This window comes from Amycolatopsis coloradensis (assembly GCF_037997115.1).
Lineage (GTDB): Bacteria > Actinomycetota > Actinomycetes > Mycobacteriales > Pseudonocardiaceae > Amycolatopsis > Amycolatopsis coloradensis_A.
This window is the reverse complement of the sequence record NZ_CP150484.1, coordinates 2,996,458-3,013,821: the sequence shown is the minus strand read 5'-3', so window position 1 is coordinate 3,013,821 and position 17,364 is coordinate 2,996,458. Positions and strand designations below refer to the sequence as shown.

Genomic DNA, 17,364 nt, shown 5'->3' with positions numbered 1-17,364 from the left:
GCTCTTCCGATCTGGGACTCTGATTCCCTCAAGGAGGCCTTCACGGAAACCCCAGCCCCAGTCAAGAAGAAGCGCCAGTTCGACGACACGGGGGAAGACGTCGAGCTGGCACTACCCCCAACCCCCACCGCCCTCAGATCGGCGGTGCCTGTGAAAGTGAAGGTGCCCACCGTCGTACCGGAACCGAATGGGGGGTCCTGCCCGTCTGGTTGGTTGGGCACGGTTCCGGCGACGGGTCCTCGGTGGACACCAGGCAAGGATCACGCCGTCCGGATGCAGGGCGCTTGCACTACGCTTGCAGGCTCCGAGGAGGGTGAGCGGAGGTGGCCGCGTGGAGTTCCGCGTCCTCGGCGCCGTCGAGGCGCGGGCCGGTGGCGTTCCGGTCGATCTCGGCTCGCCCAAACAACGGCTCGTGCTGGCGGTTCTGCTGCTGGAGGCGGGCAAGCCGGTGCCGCGCGACCGGATCATCGACCTGCTCTGGCCCGAAGAACCCCCCGCCAGTGCACGGAACACCGTTCAAGCGCTGGTGTCCAGGCTGCGTGCGGTGTTCCGCGGCGCGGGCGGGCCGGAGATCGTCTCCGAGGGGACCCGGTACCTGCTCAAGGTCGACCCACGTCAGGTCGACCTGCACCGCTTCACCGAGCTGACCGCGCGAGCCCGCGACGCCGACGACGAGACCGCCGTGGAGCTCTTGGACGAGGCGCTCGGCCTGTGGCGCGGCGAGGCGTTGTCCGATGTGGTGACCGGCGAGGTCGCCCAGCGGCTTCGCGGCGGCATGAACGAGGCACGCTGGACGGCGCTCGAGGATCGCGCCGAAGCGCAGCTGCGGCTCGGCCGCGGCAGGCAGGTCCTCGCGGAGCTGACCGAGCTGGTCGCCGCGCATCCCTTGCGCCAGCGGTTCGTCGGCCAGCTCATGCTCGCGCTGCACCGCGAAGGCCGTACCGACGACGCTCTCGACGCCTTCCGCGCTCTGCGGGGCCGGCTCGGTACCGAGCTGGGCCTCGATCCCTCTCCCGAGCTGCGACGCCTGGAAGCCGCCATCCTCGCCGCCGATCCCGCGCTCGAACCCGCGACCAGGCCCGAGCCGGTCCGCCCGGCCCAGTTGCCACACGACGTCCGGGGATTCGCCGGACGCGCGGCCGAACTGGAACGGCTCGACGAGGCCGCCCGGCACCCGGCCGACGGCACCGACATCTGGGTCATCAGCGGGACCGCCGGGGTCGGCAAGACCGCGCTCGCGGTCCGCTGGGCTCACCGCGTCCGCGACGCGTTCCCCGACGGCCAGCTCTATCTCGACCTGCGCGGTTTCGACCCCGACCACGAACCGCTCACCCCGGCCGTCGCGCTGACCCAGCTCTTGCAGGCGCTCGGCACCGCGCCCAAGGCGATCCCCCCGGACACCGACACCCGGGCCGCTTTGCTCCGCTCCCTCCTCGCCGACCGCCGGGTGCTGCTGGTGCTCGACAACGTGCGCGACAGCGGCCAGGTGCTGCCGCTGCTGCCGCCTTCGGGCACCGTCCTGGTCACCAGCCGCCAGCGGCTCGGCGACCTCATCGCGCGCACCGGCGCCCGCGCGCTCCCGCTGTCCGTGCTGCCCGCCGAAGACGCGCGGCACCTGCTGGAAGCCGTGCTCGGCAGCGAAACCGTCGCCGCCGAGGCCGTCGCGGCCGCGGAACTGGCGCGGCTGTGCGGGCATCTTCCGCTCGCCCTCCGGATCGCGGCGGCCAACCTCGGTGCCAGTGGCGAACCCGAGATCGCCGAACTCGCCCGCGAGCTCGCCGGTGGTGACCCACTGGCGGAGCTGACCGTCGACGGCGCCGAGGAAAGCGCCGTGACCACGGCGTTCGGCGTCTCCTACCGGGCGCTTCCCGAGGAACACCGCGAGCTGTTCCGCCGTCTCGCGCTGGTTCCGGGCCAGACGTTCACCGCTCCCGCCGCGCAGGCACTGACCGGCGTTCCGCACTCGAAGGCGAACCAGCAGCTCAAGGCGCTCGCGGCGGCGCACCTGGTCGAGCGCTACACCCCGGGGCGCTACCGGTTTCACGATCTTCTCCGCAGTTTCGCGGCGGGCCGCACGCTGTCGGAGGACTCCAAGGCCGAACGTGACGCCGCGGAGAGGCGGCTCTTCGAGAGCTACCTGAGCACCGCCGACGCCGCGGGACGTGCCCTCATCCCGCACTTCCTGCGCCTGCCGCGCGAAGAACCGGCGGGCAAACCCTTCGCCGACACCGAAGAGGCGCTGGCCTGGCTGGACGCCGAATGGCCGAACCTCGCCGCCGCCGTCGAGCACAGTGCCGAACACGGCCCGCCCGAGTTCTCCTGGCATCTCGCCGACGCGCTCCGCGCCTTTTTCCATCAACGTGGACATCACGCGGAATGGATCGACACGGCCTCGACCGCGCTCAAGGCCGCGCGCCGCAGCGGCGCCGGGCAGGCCCAGGCCGCGATGCATCTGAGCATCGCGCTGGCCTGCGTCAACAGCGGCCGCTACGACGAAGCGCGCGAACACCTCACCAGCGCCTTGCGCGGTGATCTCCTCGACGGCTGGGACGCCGGCCGCGCGGCCGTGCTCAACAATCTCAGCGCGGTGCACCAGCGTCTCGGCGACCCGCAGGAGGCTATCCGCTGCGGGCTGGAATCCCTGCGGCTGTGCGAAGAACTCAACATGCCCGCCGTCTCGATGGCGCTGGCGAACCTCGGTTTCCCGTACTGGCAGACGGGTCAGCTCGACGAGGCGCTCGCCAACTTCACGCGCGCGCTCGCGGTCTCCGAACGGGACGGCGCCCGGTTCAGCGTCGCGGTCGTGCTGGTCGACCTCGGTAACGTGCACCGCGACCTCGGCCTCCTCGACGACGCTTACGATTTCTACACCCGCGCGCTCGCGGCCAACCGCGAGCTGGGCTACACCTACGGCGAGGCGACGGCGCTCTCCGGCAGGGCCGTGCTCGAAAGCAGGCGCGACCCAAGCGAGCAGAACCGTGCGGACGCGCTCGAAGCCGTCGAACTCACCCGCAAGATCGGCGATCGGGGCACCGAAGCCTGGACGCTCGTCGGGCTCGGCGAGGTCTGCCTGCGGCTCAGCCTGCCGGAAGAGGCCGCCGAGCACTATCGGCTCGCGTTGTCCATCGCGCGGACGACCAGCTTCTTCTGGTGCGAGGCCGCCGCACGCACCGGACTCGCGGAAACCCTGCTGAAACTGGGCAAGCTCGCGGAGGCCCGGACGCACGGCGAACTGGCACAGGAGCTCGCCGCGCGCTCCGGCTACCGGCTCGTCGAAGAACGCGCGAAGCTGATCCTGGACGAGCTTTAGTTCTTCCCGCCGTTGGATTTCACGCTACCGGCGATCGCCGCCGCGATCGCCGTCAGAACGGCGAGGATGATCGTCAGCGCCATGGCGGTGCTGTCACCGTCGTCGAAGCTGAAGAGCCACTTGGCCTGAGCGCCGAACGGCGTGCCCCACACCAGGGGCGTGACCACGAAGACCGCGACCACGTAGAACACGCAAAGCCCGAACAAAGTCCACGCGGCGGGAATCCGGCGGGCGAACGTGAACACCGCCGCGATCACCAGGACCACGGCGGAGATGGTGCCGCTGACCATGTTCTGCACCATGATGCCCGACGGGCGACCGTCCGCCTCCGTGGCGACGATGACGTTGTAGAGCGCGAACCAGACGAGCATGGCGGCGGCGAGCAGCGCCAGGCTGCCTGCGACCACCGCCGCCGCGGCGTTGGCCCTCGGCTTGGGCGGCCTCGGCTCGCTCCACGACGCGGGTCCGCTCGCGGTCGGCTGACCGTACTGCGGAAAGCCGGGCTGCGGTGGATTCGGCTGCATCCGCACTCCTCGCGCGTTCGGCGGCACGAACCGGCCGCCTGTCGTGGTTCGTGGCCACCGTAGCGAAAAGTGGCACGCGGCGGGCTGTTCATGGCAGGAAGCTGCCTTCGCGACACGGTGACGCCGTGCGGGTGGCGGTTTCGCGCGACCGGATGGACGACGCGCGAAACGCCGGTATCACACCAGACGTCTCGAAAGTGGCTTTCGCGACCTCCGGCCTACCCCCAGCACCCAGCAGTACAGGAACCTCGGTACCGATACGGGTCGGGTCTCGTGGCCGATCGGACGACACGCGTGATCCAGCGGACGACACACGTGACTGGACGGACGACACGACCGCGGCAGGGGTTCGCCACGAGTCGTCCGCCCGATCACGCGAAAGCGCCATCCGTGCGCCTGCAGTGCCCGTGGTCAGACGCGGACCTCGTCCACGCGGACCGGGCGGCGTTCGCGGCGCGAGACCTCGCACGCCTCGGCGATGTAGAACGCCTCCAGTGCGTCCGCCGCGCCGCACGGGCTCGGTGCGCGACCGGCGGCGACGTCGAGGAACGCCTTCAGTTCGCTGATGTACGCGGGGCGGAAGCGTTCCATGAACCCGGGATAGGCCGGGCCGGGCAACGGCTGGACGCCGGGTTCCACCGAGGTCAGCGGCGCGCGGTCGTCCAGGCCGACCACGGCGTTGCCCGCCGAGCCGAGGACTTCCAGCCGGACGTCGTAGCCCGCGCCGTTGTAGCGCGTCAGCGAAACCACCGCCAGCGTTCCGTCGTCCAGCGTCAGCGTCGCGGCCGCGGTGTCGACGTCACCTGCGTCGACGAAGAACCGCTCGCCCTTGTTGGCGCCGACCGCGTAGACCTCGGCGACCTCGCGGCCGCTCACGAACCGGACGACGTCGAAGTCGTGCACGCCGCAGTCGCGGAACAGGCCACCGGAGTGCGCGACGTACTCGGCGGGCGGCGGCGCCGGATCGAGCGTGGTCGCGCGCAAGGTGTGCAGCCAGCCGAGTTCGCCCGAGGCCACCGCCGCCCGCGCGGCGGCGTAGCCGGCGTCGAACCTGCGCTGGAAACCGATCTGCACCGGCACGTCCGCACCGGAGATCTTGTCGATCACCGCGAGTGTCCCCGGGATGTCGGCGGCGACCGGCTTCTCGCAGAACACCGGGATGCCCGCGTCCACGGCCTTGAGGATCAGTTCCGGATGCGCGTCCGTCGCCGCGGCGATCACCAGACCGTCCAAAGAGGACGCGAACAGCGAGGGGATGTCCGCCGCCGCTTCGACGCCGAGCTTCGCGGCGGCGGCCTGGGCACGGGCGGTGTCGGCGTCGGCGACGACCACGGAGGAAACCTCGTCGAAGCTCTTCAAGGTCTCGGCGTGCGAAGTGCCGATCCGGCCGGTGCCGGCGAGTCCCAACCTCATGTGGTTACCTTTCTGGAGCGGCGGTGGTCGAACGGACCACCAGCGACGGGTGCAGCAGATGCCGAACCGGCTCGGCGCGTTCGCCCCGGATCCGTTCGAGCAGTGCTTCGACGGCCAGCCTGCCCATTTCCGTACGCGGCTGGTCCACAGTGGTCAGTGAGAGATGGCGCAGCGCGGCAAGCGAGGTGTTGTCGTAGCCGACCACGGAGACGTCCTCCGGCACGCGCAGGCCCACCTCTTCGAGCGCGGAGATCGCGCCGACGGCGTTGAAGTCGTTGCCCGCCACCAGCGCCGTCGGCATCCCTCCCTGCGGAGGGTCGCTGAGCAGTTCGTGCACGGCCTTCTCCCCGGCGGTGTCCGTGTGCTCGCTGCGCACGATGATCGGATGCAGCCGATGCCGCCGCATGGCCCGCTGGTAACCCCGGCGCCGGGCCGCCGCGCCGGCGGCGAGCCCACCGTCCAGATGCGCGATCCTCCGGTGCCCCAAGGAAACGAGGTGGTCGACGGCGAGCGCGGAACCGGCCTCGCCGTCGTCGTTCACCGTGTCCACGCCCGCGGCGCGCGAAGTGCGCGACACCAGGACGACGGGACCTTGCGCGGCCGCTTCCTCGATCGCCGACGCGGGGACCACCGGCGACAGCAGGATCACCCCGGCAGGCCGGAAGGACAGCAGGCTCTTCAGCGCGGCACGCTCCCGCGCGGGACTCCGGCCGCCGGTGTTGAGGATCAAGTGGAACCCGGCCGCTTCGGCCGCCGCGTCGAGCCCTTCGACGACGTCGGCGAAGAACGCGTTGCGGAGATCGGAGACCATCACACCGAGGACGGTCGACGTCCGGCTCGCCAGCGACCTGGCCATCGCGTGCGGTTGGTAACCCAGTTCGTGCGCCGCGCACAGCACGCGCGTGCGCCGCTCGTCGGAGACGTTCGGCGCGTTCCGCATCACCAGCGACACAAGCGCACGGGACACCCCCGCCTTCGCGGCGACGTCCTCCATCGTCGGTCGCGCCATCTTCACCGTCCCCTCTGCTCTTGCCCCCTGCCCTTGACTTTACTGTGACGGACGCTACATGATTAGAGCGCTCTAATCAATAGAGCGCTCTAACCCGATCTCCCGGAGGCCGCCGATGACAGCCACGACACCCCGGATCCGCATCGCCGCCGCCCCGATCTCCTGGGGTGTCTGCGAAGTACCCGGCTGGGGCCGCGTGCTCGACGCGGGCACCGTGCTGGGCGAAATGGCGGAGCTGGGAGTGCGCGCCACCGAACTGGGCCCACCCGGATACCTGCCGCGCGACCCGGCCGCCCTGCGCGAACTGCTCGGCGGATACGAACTCGAACTGGTCGGCGGCTTCCTCGCCGTGGTGCTGCACGAGAATCCCGAAGCCGCGCTGGCCGAGGCCGAGGAGTCCGCCGCGCTGTTCGCGGCCTGTGGCGGTGACGTGCTCGTGCTCGCCGCCGCCACCGGTCTCGACGGCTACGACGACCGGCCGAAGCTGAGCGACCCCGAATGGACGACCCTCGTCGAAACCTCCGGCGAGATCAAGGAAATCGCCGCGCGCCACGGCCTTCGCACCGTGCTGCACCCGCACGTCGGGACGCAAGCGGAGACCGAGGACGAGGTCGAGCGTTTCCTCGCGGATTCCGCTCTCCCGCTGTGCCTGGACACCGGGCATCTCCTGATCGGCGGGACCGATCCGGTCGCGCTGGCGAAGCGGTACCCCGAACGGGTCGGGCATCTGCATCTCAAGGACGTGTGCGGCGAGCTCGCCGAAGACGTCCGCGCCGGCAGGCTTCCCTACGCCGAGGCCGTGGGCAAAGGTCTGTATGTCCCCTTGGGCGACGGGGACGTCGACATCGAAACGATGGTCAGGTCCGTCCACGAGGCGGGCTACGACGGGTGGTACGTGCTCGAACAGGACACCGCGCTGAGCGAGGGGAGCCCGGAGGATCTGCCGAAGCGGGATGTGGCCAGGAGCCTGGCGCATCTCGACGGAATCGTCAGCCGGCTCCCGGCTGCCAGGTAACGGAAGAAGCGAGGAGAGACGACGATGTCCCATCGCTTGAAAAAGGTCTTGGTGGTCGCGGCGGGGCTGCTGCTCCTGTCCGCGTGCACCGGGCCGAAGGCCGAGGAGAAACCCGCCGCGGGCGCGGGCCCGGCGACGACCCAGCCCAGCGGGCCGCTGCGGGTCGCGGTCATCTCGCACGGCACGGCCGGTGACGCGTTCTGGAACGTGGTCAAGAACGGCGCCGAAGAGGCGGGCAGGCAACTCGACGTCCAGGTCGAGTACAACTCCGACGGAGACCCCGGCAACCAGGCCAAGCTGATCGACAACGCGGTCGCCCAGCGGGTCGGCGGGCTCGTGGTGTCGATGGCGAATCCGGAGGCGCTCAAGACCTCGATCGAGAACGCGGTCCGCGCCGGGATCCCGGTCATCACCATCAACTCCGGCGAGGACAAGAGCGCGGCCTACGGCGCGCTCACCCACGTCGGGCAGAACGAGACCATCGCGGGCGAGGAGGCCGGGAAGAAGTTCCGGGAGCTCGGCAAGAAGAAGCTGCTCTGCGTGGTCCACGAAGCGGGCAACGTCGGGCAGGCGCAACGCTGTGACGGCGCCAAGACCGGCTTCGCGGGCGACGTACATACCCTGCAGGTCGACATCAGCAACCCCACCGACGCCGAATCCCGGATCAAGGGCGCGGTGCAGACCGACTCCTCCCTCGACGCCGTCCTGACGCTGAACTCGCAGGTCGCCGCCCGTGCGGTGAGCGCGATCAAGGCGGTCGGCTCGAAGGCGCAGGTCGGCACTTTCGACCTCAACACCGACGTGGTCGGCGCGATCAAGGCGGGCGACGTGGTCTTCGCGGTCGATCAGCAGCAGTACGAACAGGGCTATCTCCCGGTGCAGTTCCTCAAGCTCTACCGGGACAACGCGAACGTCGTCGGCGGCGGGAAGCCGGTGCTCACCGGGCCCGACCTGGTCGACAAATCCACTGTGGACACCGTCGGCCGGTACGTGCAAAGGGGCACGCGATGACAACCACCACCCTCGACGAACGGATCGCGAAACCGCGACTCCTGGACAGGCTGGTCGTCCGGCCCGAGATCGGCGCGCTGCTCGGCGCCGTCGTCGTCTTCCTGTTCTTCACCGTCGTCACCGACCAGTTCTTCAGCGGCAGCGGCGTGGCGACCTGGCTGGACGACGCCTCGACGCTCGGCATCATGGCGGTCGCGGTGTCCCTGCTGATGATCGGCGGCGAGTTCGATCTCTCGGCGGGCGTGATGACGGCGTCCACCGCGCTCGTCACCGCGACACTGGCGACACAGGCCGGCTGGAACGTCTGGCTCGCGCTGTTCGCGTCGCTGGTCTTCGCCCTCGCGGTGGGCGCGTTCAACGGCTGGCTGGTGATGCGCACCGGGCTGCCCAGCTTCATCGTCACCCTGGGCACGTTCCTGGCACTGCAGGGGCTCAACCTCGGCGTGACCCGCCTGGTCACCGGCACCGTCCAGGTGTCCGGGATGCGGTCGACCGACGGCTACGAATCCGCCGGTTTCGTTTTCGCGTCCACAGTGGACATCGGCGGGACCGCGTTCCAGATCTCCATCGTCTGGTGGATCGGGTTCGCCGTACTGGCGGCCTGGCTGCTCGTCCGGACCCGGTTCGGCAACTGGATCTTCGCCGTCGGCGGCTCCGCGCAGAGTTCTCGCGCGGTCGGGGTCCCGGTGGTGCGCACCAAGATCCTGCTGTTCATGACCACCGCGCTCGCCGCGTGGCTGGTCGGCTCGATCAACATCCTGCGGTTCGCGAGCGTCCAGGCGAACCAGGGCATCGGGCTGGAGTTCCAGTACATCATCGCGGCCGTGATCGGCGGCTGCCTGCTCACCGGCGGATTCGGTTCGGCGATCGGCGCCGCGATCGGCGCGCTGATCTTCGGGATGGCGCGGCAGGGCATCGTGTTCGCCCGCTGGGACAGCGACTGGTTCATGTTGTTCCTCGGGGTCATGCTGCTGTCCGCGGTCCTGGTCAACAACGCCTTCCGGCGACGCGCGGAAAGGGTGCGGCGATGAGCCATCTTCTCGAGGTCAAAGACGTCGGCAAGACCTACGGCAGCGTGATCGCGCTGCGCGACGTCTCCACCGTGGTCGACGCGGGCGAGGTCACCTGCGTGCTCGGCGACAACGGCGCGGGCAAATCCACTCTGATCAAGATCCTCGCCGGGGTCCACCAGCACGACCGGGGCGAGTTCCTGGTCGAGGGAGAGCCGGTCAAGTTCGCTTCGCCGCGTGAGGCGCTCGATCGCGGAATCGCGACGGTGTACCAGGATCTGGCCGTCGTCCCGCTGATGAGCGTGTGGCGGAACTTCTTCCTCGGCTCCGAACCGACGGTCGGTTTCGGCCCGTTCCGCGCGCTCGACCGGAAGAAAGGTCGCGAGACGACCAAGAAGGCGTTGTCCGACATGGGCATCGACCTGCGTGACGTCGAACAGCCGGTCGGCACGCTGTCCGGTGGTGAACGGCAGTGCGTCGCCATCGCACGCGCGGTGTACTTCGGGGCGAAGGTGCTGATCCTCGACGAGCCGACGGCCGCGCTGGGTGTCAAACAGGCGGGTGTCGTGCTCAAGTACGTCGCACAGGCCCGTGACCGCGGGCTCGGCGTCGTGCTGATCACGCACAACCCGCATCACGCGTACCCGGTGGCCGATCGCTTCCTGCTGCTCAAACGGGGCGCGTCGCTCGGCGCGTACGAGAAGTCCGAGATCGATCTGGCCGAGCTGACCCGGCAGATGGCGGGCGGCGCGGAACTGGAAGCCCTCGAACACGAATTGCGAGCCGCGGAGTCCCCTTCATGACCGCTCTCGAAGCATTGACCGTCGGCCGGGTAGGGGTGGACCTCTACCCCGAACAGAGCGGCGTGCCGCTGGCCGGGGTCAGCACCTTCGCCAAGTCGCTCGGCGGCACCGCGACCAACGTCGCGGTCGCCGCCGCACGGCTCGGCCGCTCGACGTCGGTGCTGACGAAGGTCGGCCCGGATGGCTTCGGCGAGTACGTGCGGCAGGCGTTGCGGGAGTTCGGCGTGTCCCCCGAGCACGTCGGGACGTCGGCCGGCTTGCAGACGCCGGTGGTGTTCTGCTCGCTGGACCCGCCCGCGGATCCGCCGCTGCTGTTCTACCGGTCCCCCATCGCCCCGGACCTGACCATCACCGAGAACGACGTTCCCTGGGACATCGTGGAATCCGTTCCACTGTTGTGGGTCACCGGCACCGGTGTCTCCGTCGAGCCGGCGCGCGCCACCCAGCGCAAGATGCTCCAGCGGCGCGGGCGCCGGTCGCATACCGTGCTGGACCTCGACTTCCGGCCGATGTTCTGGCCCGGCATCGAGACGGCGCGGGAAGAGATCGGCTGGATGCTCGACCACGTCACGGTCGCCGTCGGCAACCGCACCGAAGCGGAGGTCGCCGTCGGCACGGCGGACCCCGACGAGGCCGCGTCCCGGATGCTGGCCAGGGGGGTCGAGCTGGCCGTGATCAAGAAAGGCGCGGACGGGGTGCTGGTGGCCACCGCCGAGGGCCGCTGGACCGTGCCGCCCCAGCGGGTCGAGGTCGTCTGCGGGCTCGGCGCCGGGGACGGTTTCGGCGGCGCGCTGATCCACGGTCTGCTGTCCGGCTGGGATCCGGTGCGGATCGCCACCTACGCCAACGCGGCGGGCGCGCTCGTCGCTTCCCGGCTCGCCTGCGCCGACGCCATGCCCACCGCCGACGAGATCGAGGAGTTGCTGTGAGCAAACTGCATCGTCCACTCGGGACGCTTTCGGACGAGCGGGACCCGGTCCGGCTCACCCCGGATTCGGCGGGCTGGGACTACAGCGGCCTGCGGGTTCTCTCGTTGGCCGCCGGAGAATCCAGGCTGGTGCGCACAGGCGAATACGAAGCGTTCGTCCTGCCCCTGGCGGGTTCCTGCACCGTCCGGGTCGACGGACAGGTCTTCGCACTCGCCGGACGGGATTCCGTGTTCACCCGTGTCACGGATTTCGCCTATGTGCCACGGGACGCCGAAGTCGAGTTGTCGACAGTCGCGGGGATCGAGGTCGCACTGCCGATGGCGCGCTGCGCCCGCCGTCTCGAACCGCGCTACGGGCCGGCCGAAAACGTGCCGGTGGAGGTGCGCGGGGCCGGACAGGCGACCAGGCAGGTCACCAACTTCGGCGTGCCCGGTGTCTGGGAGCACGCGGACAAGCTGAACGCCTGCGAGCTGATCACCCCCGGCGGCAACTGGTCGTCGTACCCGCCGCACAAACACGACGAGGCGTCCGACTGCGAGGTCGTCAACGAGGAGATCTACTACTTCCGCATCGCGGGCCGCGACGGCGTGACACCTTCGCGCGAAGGGTTCGGCCTGCACCGGACGTACACCTCCGACGGTGAACTGGACGAGGACGTCGCGGTCCGGGACGGCGACGTCTTCCTGATCCCGCGCGGCTACCACGGGCCTTGTGTCGCCGCGCCCGGCTATCCGATGTACTACCTGAACGTCCTGGCCGGGCCCGCCGACGAGCGGTCGATGGCCTTCTGCGACGACCCGGCGCACGGCTGGGTCCGCGAGACGTGGAAAGACCAGGAGCTCGATCCGCGCTGTCCGGTCACGAGCCACGAAGGGCAGGTCTCATGAAGCTGACCACGGCACAGGCCCTGGTGCGCTGGCTGCTGGCGCAGCGGTCGGAAACCCTGGACGGGCGGGAAGTCCCGTTGTTCCCCGGGGTGTTCGCGATCTTCGGGCACGGCAACGTCCTCGGCCTCGGCACCGCGCTGGAAGAGCACCGTGACGAACTCCCCGTGTGGCGTGGGCAGACCGAGCAGGGCATGGCGCTCGCGGCGGTCGGCTACGCCAAGGCGACGCACCGGCGACAGGTCGGCGTGGTGACGTCGTCGATCGGGCCCGGCGCGCTGAACATGGTCACCGCGGCCGGGGTCGCGCACGCGAACCGGTTGCCGGTACTGCTGCTCCCCGGGGACACCTTCACCAGCCGCGCCCCGGATCCCGTGTTGCAGCAGGTGGAGCATTTCGGCGATCCGACGGCCACGGTCAACGACGCCTTCCGCCCGGTGAGCCGGTATTTCGACCGTATCGTCCGGCCGGAGCAGCTGCTTTCGACACTGCCGCAGGTCGCCAGGGTGCTGACCGATCCGGCGGACGCGGGGCCGGTGACGCTGGCGCTCCCCCAGGACGTCCAGGCGGAGACCTACGACTTCCCGGACGCCCTGTTCGCGCCGGTGACCCATCGTCCGCAGCGCCCGCGGCCCGATCGCCGGGCTCTCACCGAAGCGGCAGGCCTGCTCCGGGCGGCGCGGAAACCGTTGCTGGTGCTCGGCGGCGGCGTCCGGTATTCCGGCGCGGGCGGGCGCGCGCTGGCCTTCGCCGAACGGCACGGCATCCCGGTCACCGAAACCACGGCGGGGCGCACCCTGGTCCCGCACGGTGATCCGCTGCACGCGGGCCCGCTCGGGGTCACCGGCTCGGCGTCGGCGAACGTCCTGGCCGCGGAGGCCGACGTGGTGCTGGCCGTCGGCACTCGCCTGCAGGACTTCACCACGGCGTCCTGGACGGTGTTCTCCTCCGGAGTCCGGCTGATCACCCTGAACGCCGCCCGGTTCGACGCGGTCAAGCACGGTGCGCTGGCCGTCGTGGGCGACGCCGACGCGGGTCTCGTGGATCTGGCAGGTCAGCTGGAGAACTGGCATGCCGATCCACAGTGGACAGAGCGCGCCTCGGCGGAACGCGGCCGCTGGGACGCGCATATCGACACCCTGCGCGCCGCTTCCGGCGAGGTGCCGACATACGCCCAGGTCGTCGGCGCGGTCAACGATCTTTCCGAGCCGCACGACTACGTGATGACCGCGTCCGGCGGGATGCCGGGCGAACTGATCGGCGGCTGGCGCGGATCGGGCTCGATCGGCATGGACGTCGAGTACGGGTTCTCGTGCATGGGCTACGAACTCGCGGGCGCCTGGGGTGCGGCGATGGCGCATACCGAGGGCCTGGTCACCACGATGCTCGGCGACGGTTCGTACCTGATGCTCAATTCCGAGCTGTTCTCGGCCGCCTTCGCCGGACATCCCTTCGTGGCGGTGGTCTGTGACAACGACGGTTACGCGGTCATCGCCCGGCTACAGGAGGGGCAGGGCGGCAAGCCGTTCAACAACTTCCTCGGTGACTGCCGGAGCGCGCACCCCACTCCCCCTCGGGTCGACTTCGCGCGGCATGCGGAATCGCTGGGATGCGCGGTGTTCACAGCGTCCACTATGGACGACGTGCGGGCGGCGTACGCGAAGGCGAGGGAAGCCGCGGTGGCCGAGCAACGGCCGGCGGTGGTCGTGGTGCGCACCCAGCCGGACTCGTGGACCGAAGCCGGTGCCTGGTGGGAAGTCGGCGTTCCGGAACACCTCGCCGGAAGGGAGGGGTTCGAGCGGGGCAAGTCCAGCCAGGTGCGCTACGTGAACAGCCGCCTTTAGAGGACTAGACGCGAGCGGTGAAACTGGCGAAGTACCCGGCCGCCATGTCCTCGTCGCCGTGTCCGGCCTCGGACGCGCGGGCGAACCGGGCTCGCCCGGCCTCGACGGCGTCCATCCGGACACCCGCGCGGGCCGCGGCTTCCAGCACCAGCCGGGCGTCCTTCTCTGCGTTGTCGACCGAGAAGGCGGTGGTGTAGTCGTTCTTGAGGATCGCGGCGGACTTCGCCTGGAAGTAGCCGTTGTCCATCGGCCCGCCGGTGACGACGTCGACGAAATGCCGCGGGTCGACACCGAGCCCCTCGGCCAGCGCGAGTGCCTCGCCGACGCCGTGGGTCAGCGCGATCACCCAGGTGTTCAGCACCAGTTTGAGCCTGCTCGCCGCGCCGGTGCGGCCGTCTTCGCCGACCCACAGCGTGCGCTTGCCGATGGCGTCGAACAGCGGCTGGACGGACTCGCGCGCTTCGGTGGTGCCCGCCGCCAGCACGATCAGCTGGCCCAGCTCGGCGGGCTGACGGGTGCCCTGCACCGGTGCGTCGACGAAGACGAGGCCGTGCTCGTCGGCGTACGCGACCAGTTCGTCGACCGCGTCGCCGACGGTGCTGAGCTGGACCCAGATCGTTCCGGCGGCTGGGGCGGCCGCGCGGATCGCCTCCAGTACCGCCGGGCCGTCGGTGAGGACCGTGATCACGACCGGCGCGCCCTCGACGGCTTCCGCGGCGCTCCCCGCGACCTGGACGCCTTCTCCCGACAGGGCTTCGGCCTTGGCCGCGGTGCGGTTCCAGGCACGGACCGCGAACCCGGCCTTGCTCAGGTTGCGCGCGACCGGGGCGCCGATGATTCCGGTGCCGAGCACCGCGACGGTCTTCGTCATGACTTGGTTTGCTCCTTGCCAGTAGTGGAACGTTCGTTAAAGAACCAGGGCGCAGCGGATCAGCGCGGGGCCGGTCACGAAACCTGGAACATCACAACGCCTGGACGGTGGTTTCGACGACTTGCGTGAGCGCCTGCCGGTCCGCGGTCTTTCCCAGCACCCGCAGGCCGTACATCGCGGCGAGCGCGAACCTCGCCAGCGCCCGCGGATCCCGTTCCGGGCCGATCTCGCCCGACTCCCTCGCGGCGGCGAATTCGGCGTGGAACGCGTTCTCCACCCGTTCGAAGTTGTGCCGGACGCGGGCGGTGACGTCGTCGTCGATCCCGCCGAGTTCGAGGGCCGCGTTGACGACGAGGCAGCCGCGATGCCCGGCCGAGGTGTCCAGCTCGTCGTCGACGACATCCATCAGGACACGCCTGACCCGCGCCCGGATGGAACCCGGCGCGGCCAGCATCTCCTCGATCCGGACGGCCGTCGCCTCCTCGTAGCGGCGCAGCGCCTCGCTGAACAGCTGCTGCTTGCCCGAAAACGCGTTGTACAGGCTTCCCCGCCCCAGTCCGGTGCCGTCGACCAGGTCTTGGGCCGACGTGGCGGCGTATCCCTTGCGCCAGAACGCGCTGACGGCGGCATCGAGCACCTCGGCGGGATCGAATCCCTTGGGGCGGGGCATGCCGCCAGCATTCCACGTTCTGTAATGATCGGTCAAATACCGACCGGTCGTCCCTTCTTCGCCGCCCTTTGGGGCGACGGCTCTTCTCGAGCGTCGTGACGAGCCAGCCGGACGAGGTGTTCTGGCTGACCGGCAGGAATGGGACCAGCGCGCCGACAAGGACTCTTGGGGCCGGATCCCGCGCACGTACGTCAGGCTGACCGAGGACCGGTCTATGCCGCTCGCCGCGCAGGACCTCTACCTCGCCGAGGGCGACGCGCTGGCCCCGGACAACCCGTCCGCGACCTCGCGAGCAGTCACGCCGGGTTCTTCCGGCGGCCCGCCGAGCCGGCCGGGATCCTCGACGACCTCAGCGTCCGAGCAGACGCCGGATCTCGGTGACGGCCGCGCGGCCCGCCCGGTTCGCGCCGACGGTACTGGCGGACGGGCCGTAGCCGACCAGGTGCAGCCGCGGTTCGGCGACGACGCGGGTGCCGTCCATCCGGATGCCCCCGCCGGCCGCGCGCAGGCGCAGCGGCGCGAGATGGTCGATCGCGGCACGGAACCCGGTGGCCCACAAGATGACGTCGGCGGGCTCGAAGGTGCCGTCCGCCCATTCCACGCCGTCCGGCGTGATCCGCTGGAACATCGGGCGGCGGTCGAGGATCCCCGCGTCGAGGCCGGCGCGCACTTCCGGCGTCACCGCCAGGTCGGTCACGCTGACGACACTCTTCGGCGGCAGGCCCTCGCGGACCCGCCGATCGACCTTCGCGACGGCCTCCCGGCCCCAGTTCTCGCTGAACGGCTCGTCACGCCACACCGGCGGGCGCCGCGTCACCCAGCGCGTCGAGCGCGCGAAGGGCGCGATCTCCAGCAACAGCTGGACGGCCGACGCGCCACCGCCGACCACGACGGCACGTTTGCCGCGGAAGTCGCCGGTTCCGGTGTAGTCGGCGGTGTGCAGCTGGCGGCCGCGGAAGGTTTCCTGCCCCGGGTAGTACGGCCAGAACGGGCGGTCCCAGGTACCGGTCGCGCTGATCACCGCACGCGCGGCCCAGGTTTCCGCCGCGCTCGCCACGACCAGCCGATCGTCCTCGGCGCTCACCGACAGGACGTCGACGGGCCGATGGACCGGAAGGTCGTAGGTGCGCTCGAACCGGCCGAAGTACTCGGCGACGGCCTCGGCCGCGGGCTGTTTCGGATCCGGGGTGCCGAAGGACATGCCGGGAAGGTCGTAGACGCCGTGGACCTTCCCCATCACCAACGAAGGCCATCGGTACTGCCACGCGCCACCGGGCCGTTTGCCGTGGTCGAGCACGACGAAACCCGCCTCGTTGCCGAATCCCGCGCGGCGCAGGTGGTACGCCGCCGACAGACCCGCCTGGCCCGCCCCGATCACCGCCACGTCGACTTCGTGATCCGCCTTCATACCGGGTTCAACGGCTGGGCGAAGCGGCTATTTCGTCCGCTGCGTCACAGCCCGCACGATCGCGACGACCAGGAGCACCCCGGCGAGCGCCACCAGCACCGGCGCCACTCGTTTGACCACGGATCCGCCCGCGTACTCCATCAGGTCGATGGCTTCGCCCTCCGTCATCGGCTTGACCGCTTGCAACGGCGGGCGTTCCTGGGGTTTTTCGGGCTCGGGCGTGGTGGCGAGCTTGCCGGACAGGCAGTCCGCGAACGAGTCGAGGATCTTGCCGCCGACCTCGGAGATCATCCCGCGCCCGAACTGCGCCGGCTTGCCGGTGACCGCCAGCTCCGTGGCGACGGCGCCATGGGTGACGCCGTCCTTCTCGGTCAGGGTGAGCGTCACCGTCGCCGAGGCCGTGCCCGCTCCCCGCGCGTCCTTGCCCGCTGCCTTGATCACCACCTTCCTGGCGTCGGCGTCCTTCTCGACGAAGTGGCCGGTTCCCTTGTAGAGCAGGGAGATCGGCCCGAGCTTGACCTTCACCGTGCCTTTGAAGGCGTCCCCGTCGACTTCGGTGACGGTGGCGCCCGGCATGCACGGCGCCACTCGTTCCGGGTCGACGACGGCCTTCCAGACCTCGCCGACCGGGGCGGGAACGGTGAATTCGTGGTCGAGCCGCAC

At 70.2% G+C, this 17,364-nt stretch carries 15 protein-coding genes; 8 read left to right on the top strand and 7 right to left on the bottom strand.

The genetic code is table 11. From position 1 onward, the window contains the following. Positions 1-331: 331 nt before the first annotated feature. On the top strand, positions 332-3,310 hold the full coding sequence (locus LCL61_RS14365; RefSeq protein WP_340687285.1) for an AfsR/SARP family transcriptional regulator: 2,979 nt from the start codon (positions 332-334) through the stop codon (positions 3,308-3,310). Here the strand turns inward: LCL61_RS14365 and LCL61_RS14360 are convergent. The 3 genes from LCL61_RS14360 to LCL61_RS14350 form a co-directional block, all read right to left on the bottom strand. Continuing rightward, positions 3,307-3,834: a hypothetical protein gene (locus tag LCL61_RS14360; RefSeq protein ID WP_340687284.1), complete on the bottom strand. Its 528-nt coding sequence runs from the start codon at positions 3,832-3,834 to the stop codon at positions 3,307-3,309. The genes LCL61_RS14365 and LCL61_RS14360 overlap by 4 nt on opposite strands. A 411-nt stretch (positions 3,835-4,245) precedes the next feature. Beyond that, positions 4,246-5,247 (bottom strand): Gfo/Idh/MocA family protein, encoded by a 1,002-nt coding sequence (locus LCL61_RS14355; protein ID WP_340687283.1) that lies wholly within the window; start codon positions 5,245-5,247, stop codon positions 4,246-4,248. Positions 5,248-5,251: 4 nt separating this feature from the next. After that, positions 5,252-6,256: a LacI family DNA-binding transcriptional regulator gene (locus tag LCL61_RS14350; RefSeq protein ID WP_340687282.1), complete on the bottom strand. Its 1,005-nt coding sequence runs from the start codon at positions 6,254-6,256 to the stop codon at positions 5,252-5,254. Between the two features lie 115 nt (positions 6,257-6,371). Here LCL61_RS14350 and LCL61_RS14345 point away from each other — a divergent pair, with 115 nt between their 5' ends. From LCL61_RS14345 to iolD, 7 genes are read left to right on the top strand one after another with little or no spacing between them, the layout of a single operon-like run. Further along, complete coding sequence (locus LCL61_RS14345; RefSeq protein ID WP_340687281.1) at positions 6,372-7,271, top strand: sugar phosphate isomerase/epimerase; 900 nt, start codon at positions 6,372-6,374, stop codon at positions 7,269-7,271. A 24-nt stretch (positions 7,272-7,295) separates the two neighbouring features. Then, positions 7,296-8,282 carry a sugar ABC transporter substrate-binding protein gene (locus LCL61_RS14340; protein WP_340687280.1) on the top strand — a complete coding sequence of 329 codons (987 nt, stop codon included), beginning with the start codon at positions 7,296-7,298 and terminating at the stop codon, positions 8,280-8,282. Beyond that, on the top strand, positions 8,279-9,313 hold the full coding sequence (locus tag LCL61_RS14335; protein ID WP_340687279.1) for an ABC transporter permease: 1,035 nt from the start codon (positions 8,279-8,281) through the stop codon (positions 9,311-9,313). Before LCL61_RS14340 ends, LCL61_RS14335 begins: the two co-directional genes overlap by 4 nt. Beyond that, positions 9,310-10,095, top strand: coding sequence for an ATP-binding cassette domain-containing protein (locus tag LCL61_RS14330; protein WP_340687278.1), 786 nt, complete (start codon positions 9,310-9,312; stop codon positions 10,093-10,095). The genes LCL61_RS14335 and LCL61_RS14330 overlap by 4 nt, the downstream gene beginning before the upstream one ends. Then, entirely contained in the window at positions 10,092-11,024 is a 933-nt protein-coding gene (iolC, locus tag LCL61_RS14325; RefSeq protein ID WP_340687277.1) for a 5-dehydro-2-deoxygluconokinase, read from the top strand. The genes LCL61_RS14330 and iolC overlap by 4 nt, the downstream gene beginning before the upstream one ends. After that, complete coding sequence (iolB, locus tag LCL61_RS14320; RefSeq protein ID WP_340687276.1) at positions 11,021-11,911, top strand: 5-deoxy-glucuronate isomerase; 891 nt, start codon at positions 11,021-11,023, stop codon at positions 11,909-11,911. Before iolC ends, iolB begins: the two co-directional genes overlap by 4 nt. Then, positions 11,908-13,752: a 3D-(3,5/4)-trihydroxycyclohexane-1,2-dione acylhydrolase (decyclizing) gene (iolD, locus tag LCL61_RS14315; protein ID WP_340687275.1), complete on the top strand. Its 1,845-nt coding sequence runs from the start codon at positions 11,908-11,910 to the stop codon at positions 13,750-13,752. Before iolB ends, iolD begins: the two co-directional genes overlap by 4 nt. A gap of 4 nt (positions 13,753-13,756) precedes the next feature. Here iolD and LCL61_RS14310 read toward each other — a convergent pair whose 3' ends face one another. The 4 genes from LCL61_RS14310 to LCL61_RS14290 form a co-directional block, all read right to left on the bottom strand. After that, positions 13,757-14,623, bottom strand: a complete 867-nt coding sequence (locus LCL61_RS14310) for an NAD(P)-dependent oxidoreductase (protein ID WP_340687274.1) — start codon at positions 14,621-14,623, stop codon at positions 13,757-13,759. A gap of 91 nt (positions 14,624-14,714) precedes the next feature. After that, positions 14,715-15,293: a TetR/AcrR family transcriptional regulator gene (locus LCL61_RS14305; RefSeq protein ID WP_340687273.1), complete on the bottom strand. Its 579-nt coding sequence runs from the start codon at positions 15,291-15,293 to the stop codon at positions 14,715-14,717. Positions 15,294-15,642: 349 nt separating this feature from the next. Then, a complete protein-coding gene (locus tag LCL61_RS14295; RefSeq protein ID WP_340687272.1) occupies positions 15,643-16,701 on the bottom strand; it encodes an FAD-dependent oxidoreductase in 1,059 nt (352 codons plus the stop codon). Between the two features lie 27 nt (positions 16,702-16,728). Continuing rightward, positions 16,729-17,364: an SRPBCC domain-containing protein gene (locus LCL61_RS14290; protein ID WP_340687271.1), complete on the bottom strand. Its 636-nt coding sequence runs from the start codon at positions 17,362-17,364 to the stop codon at positions 16,729-16,731.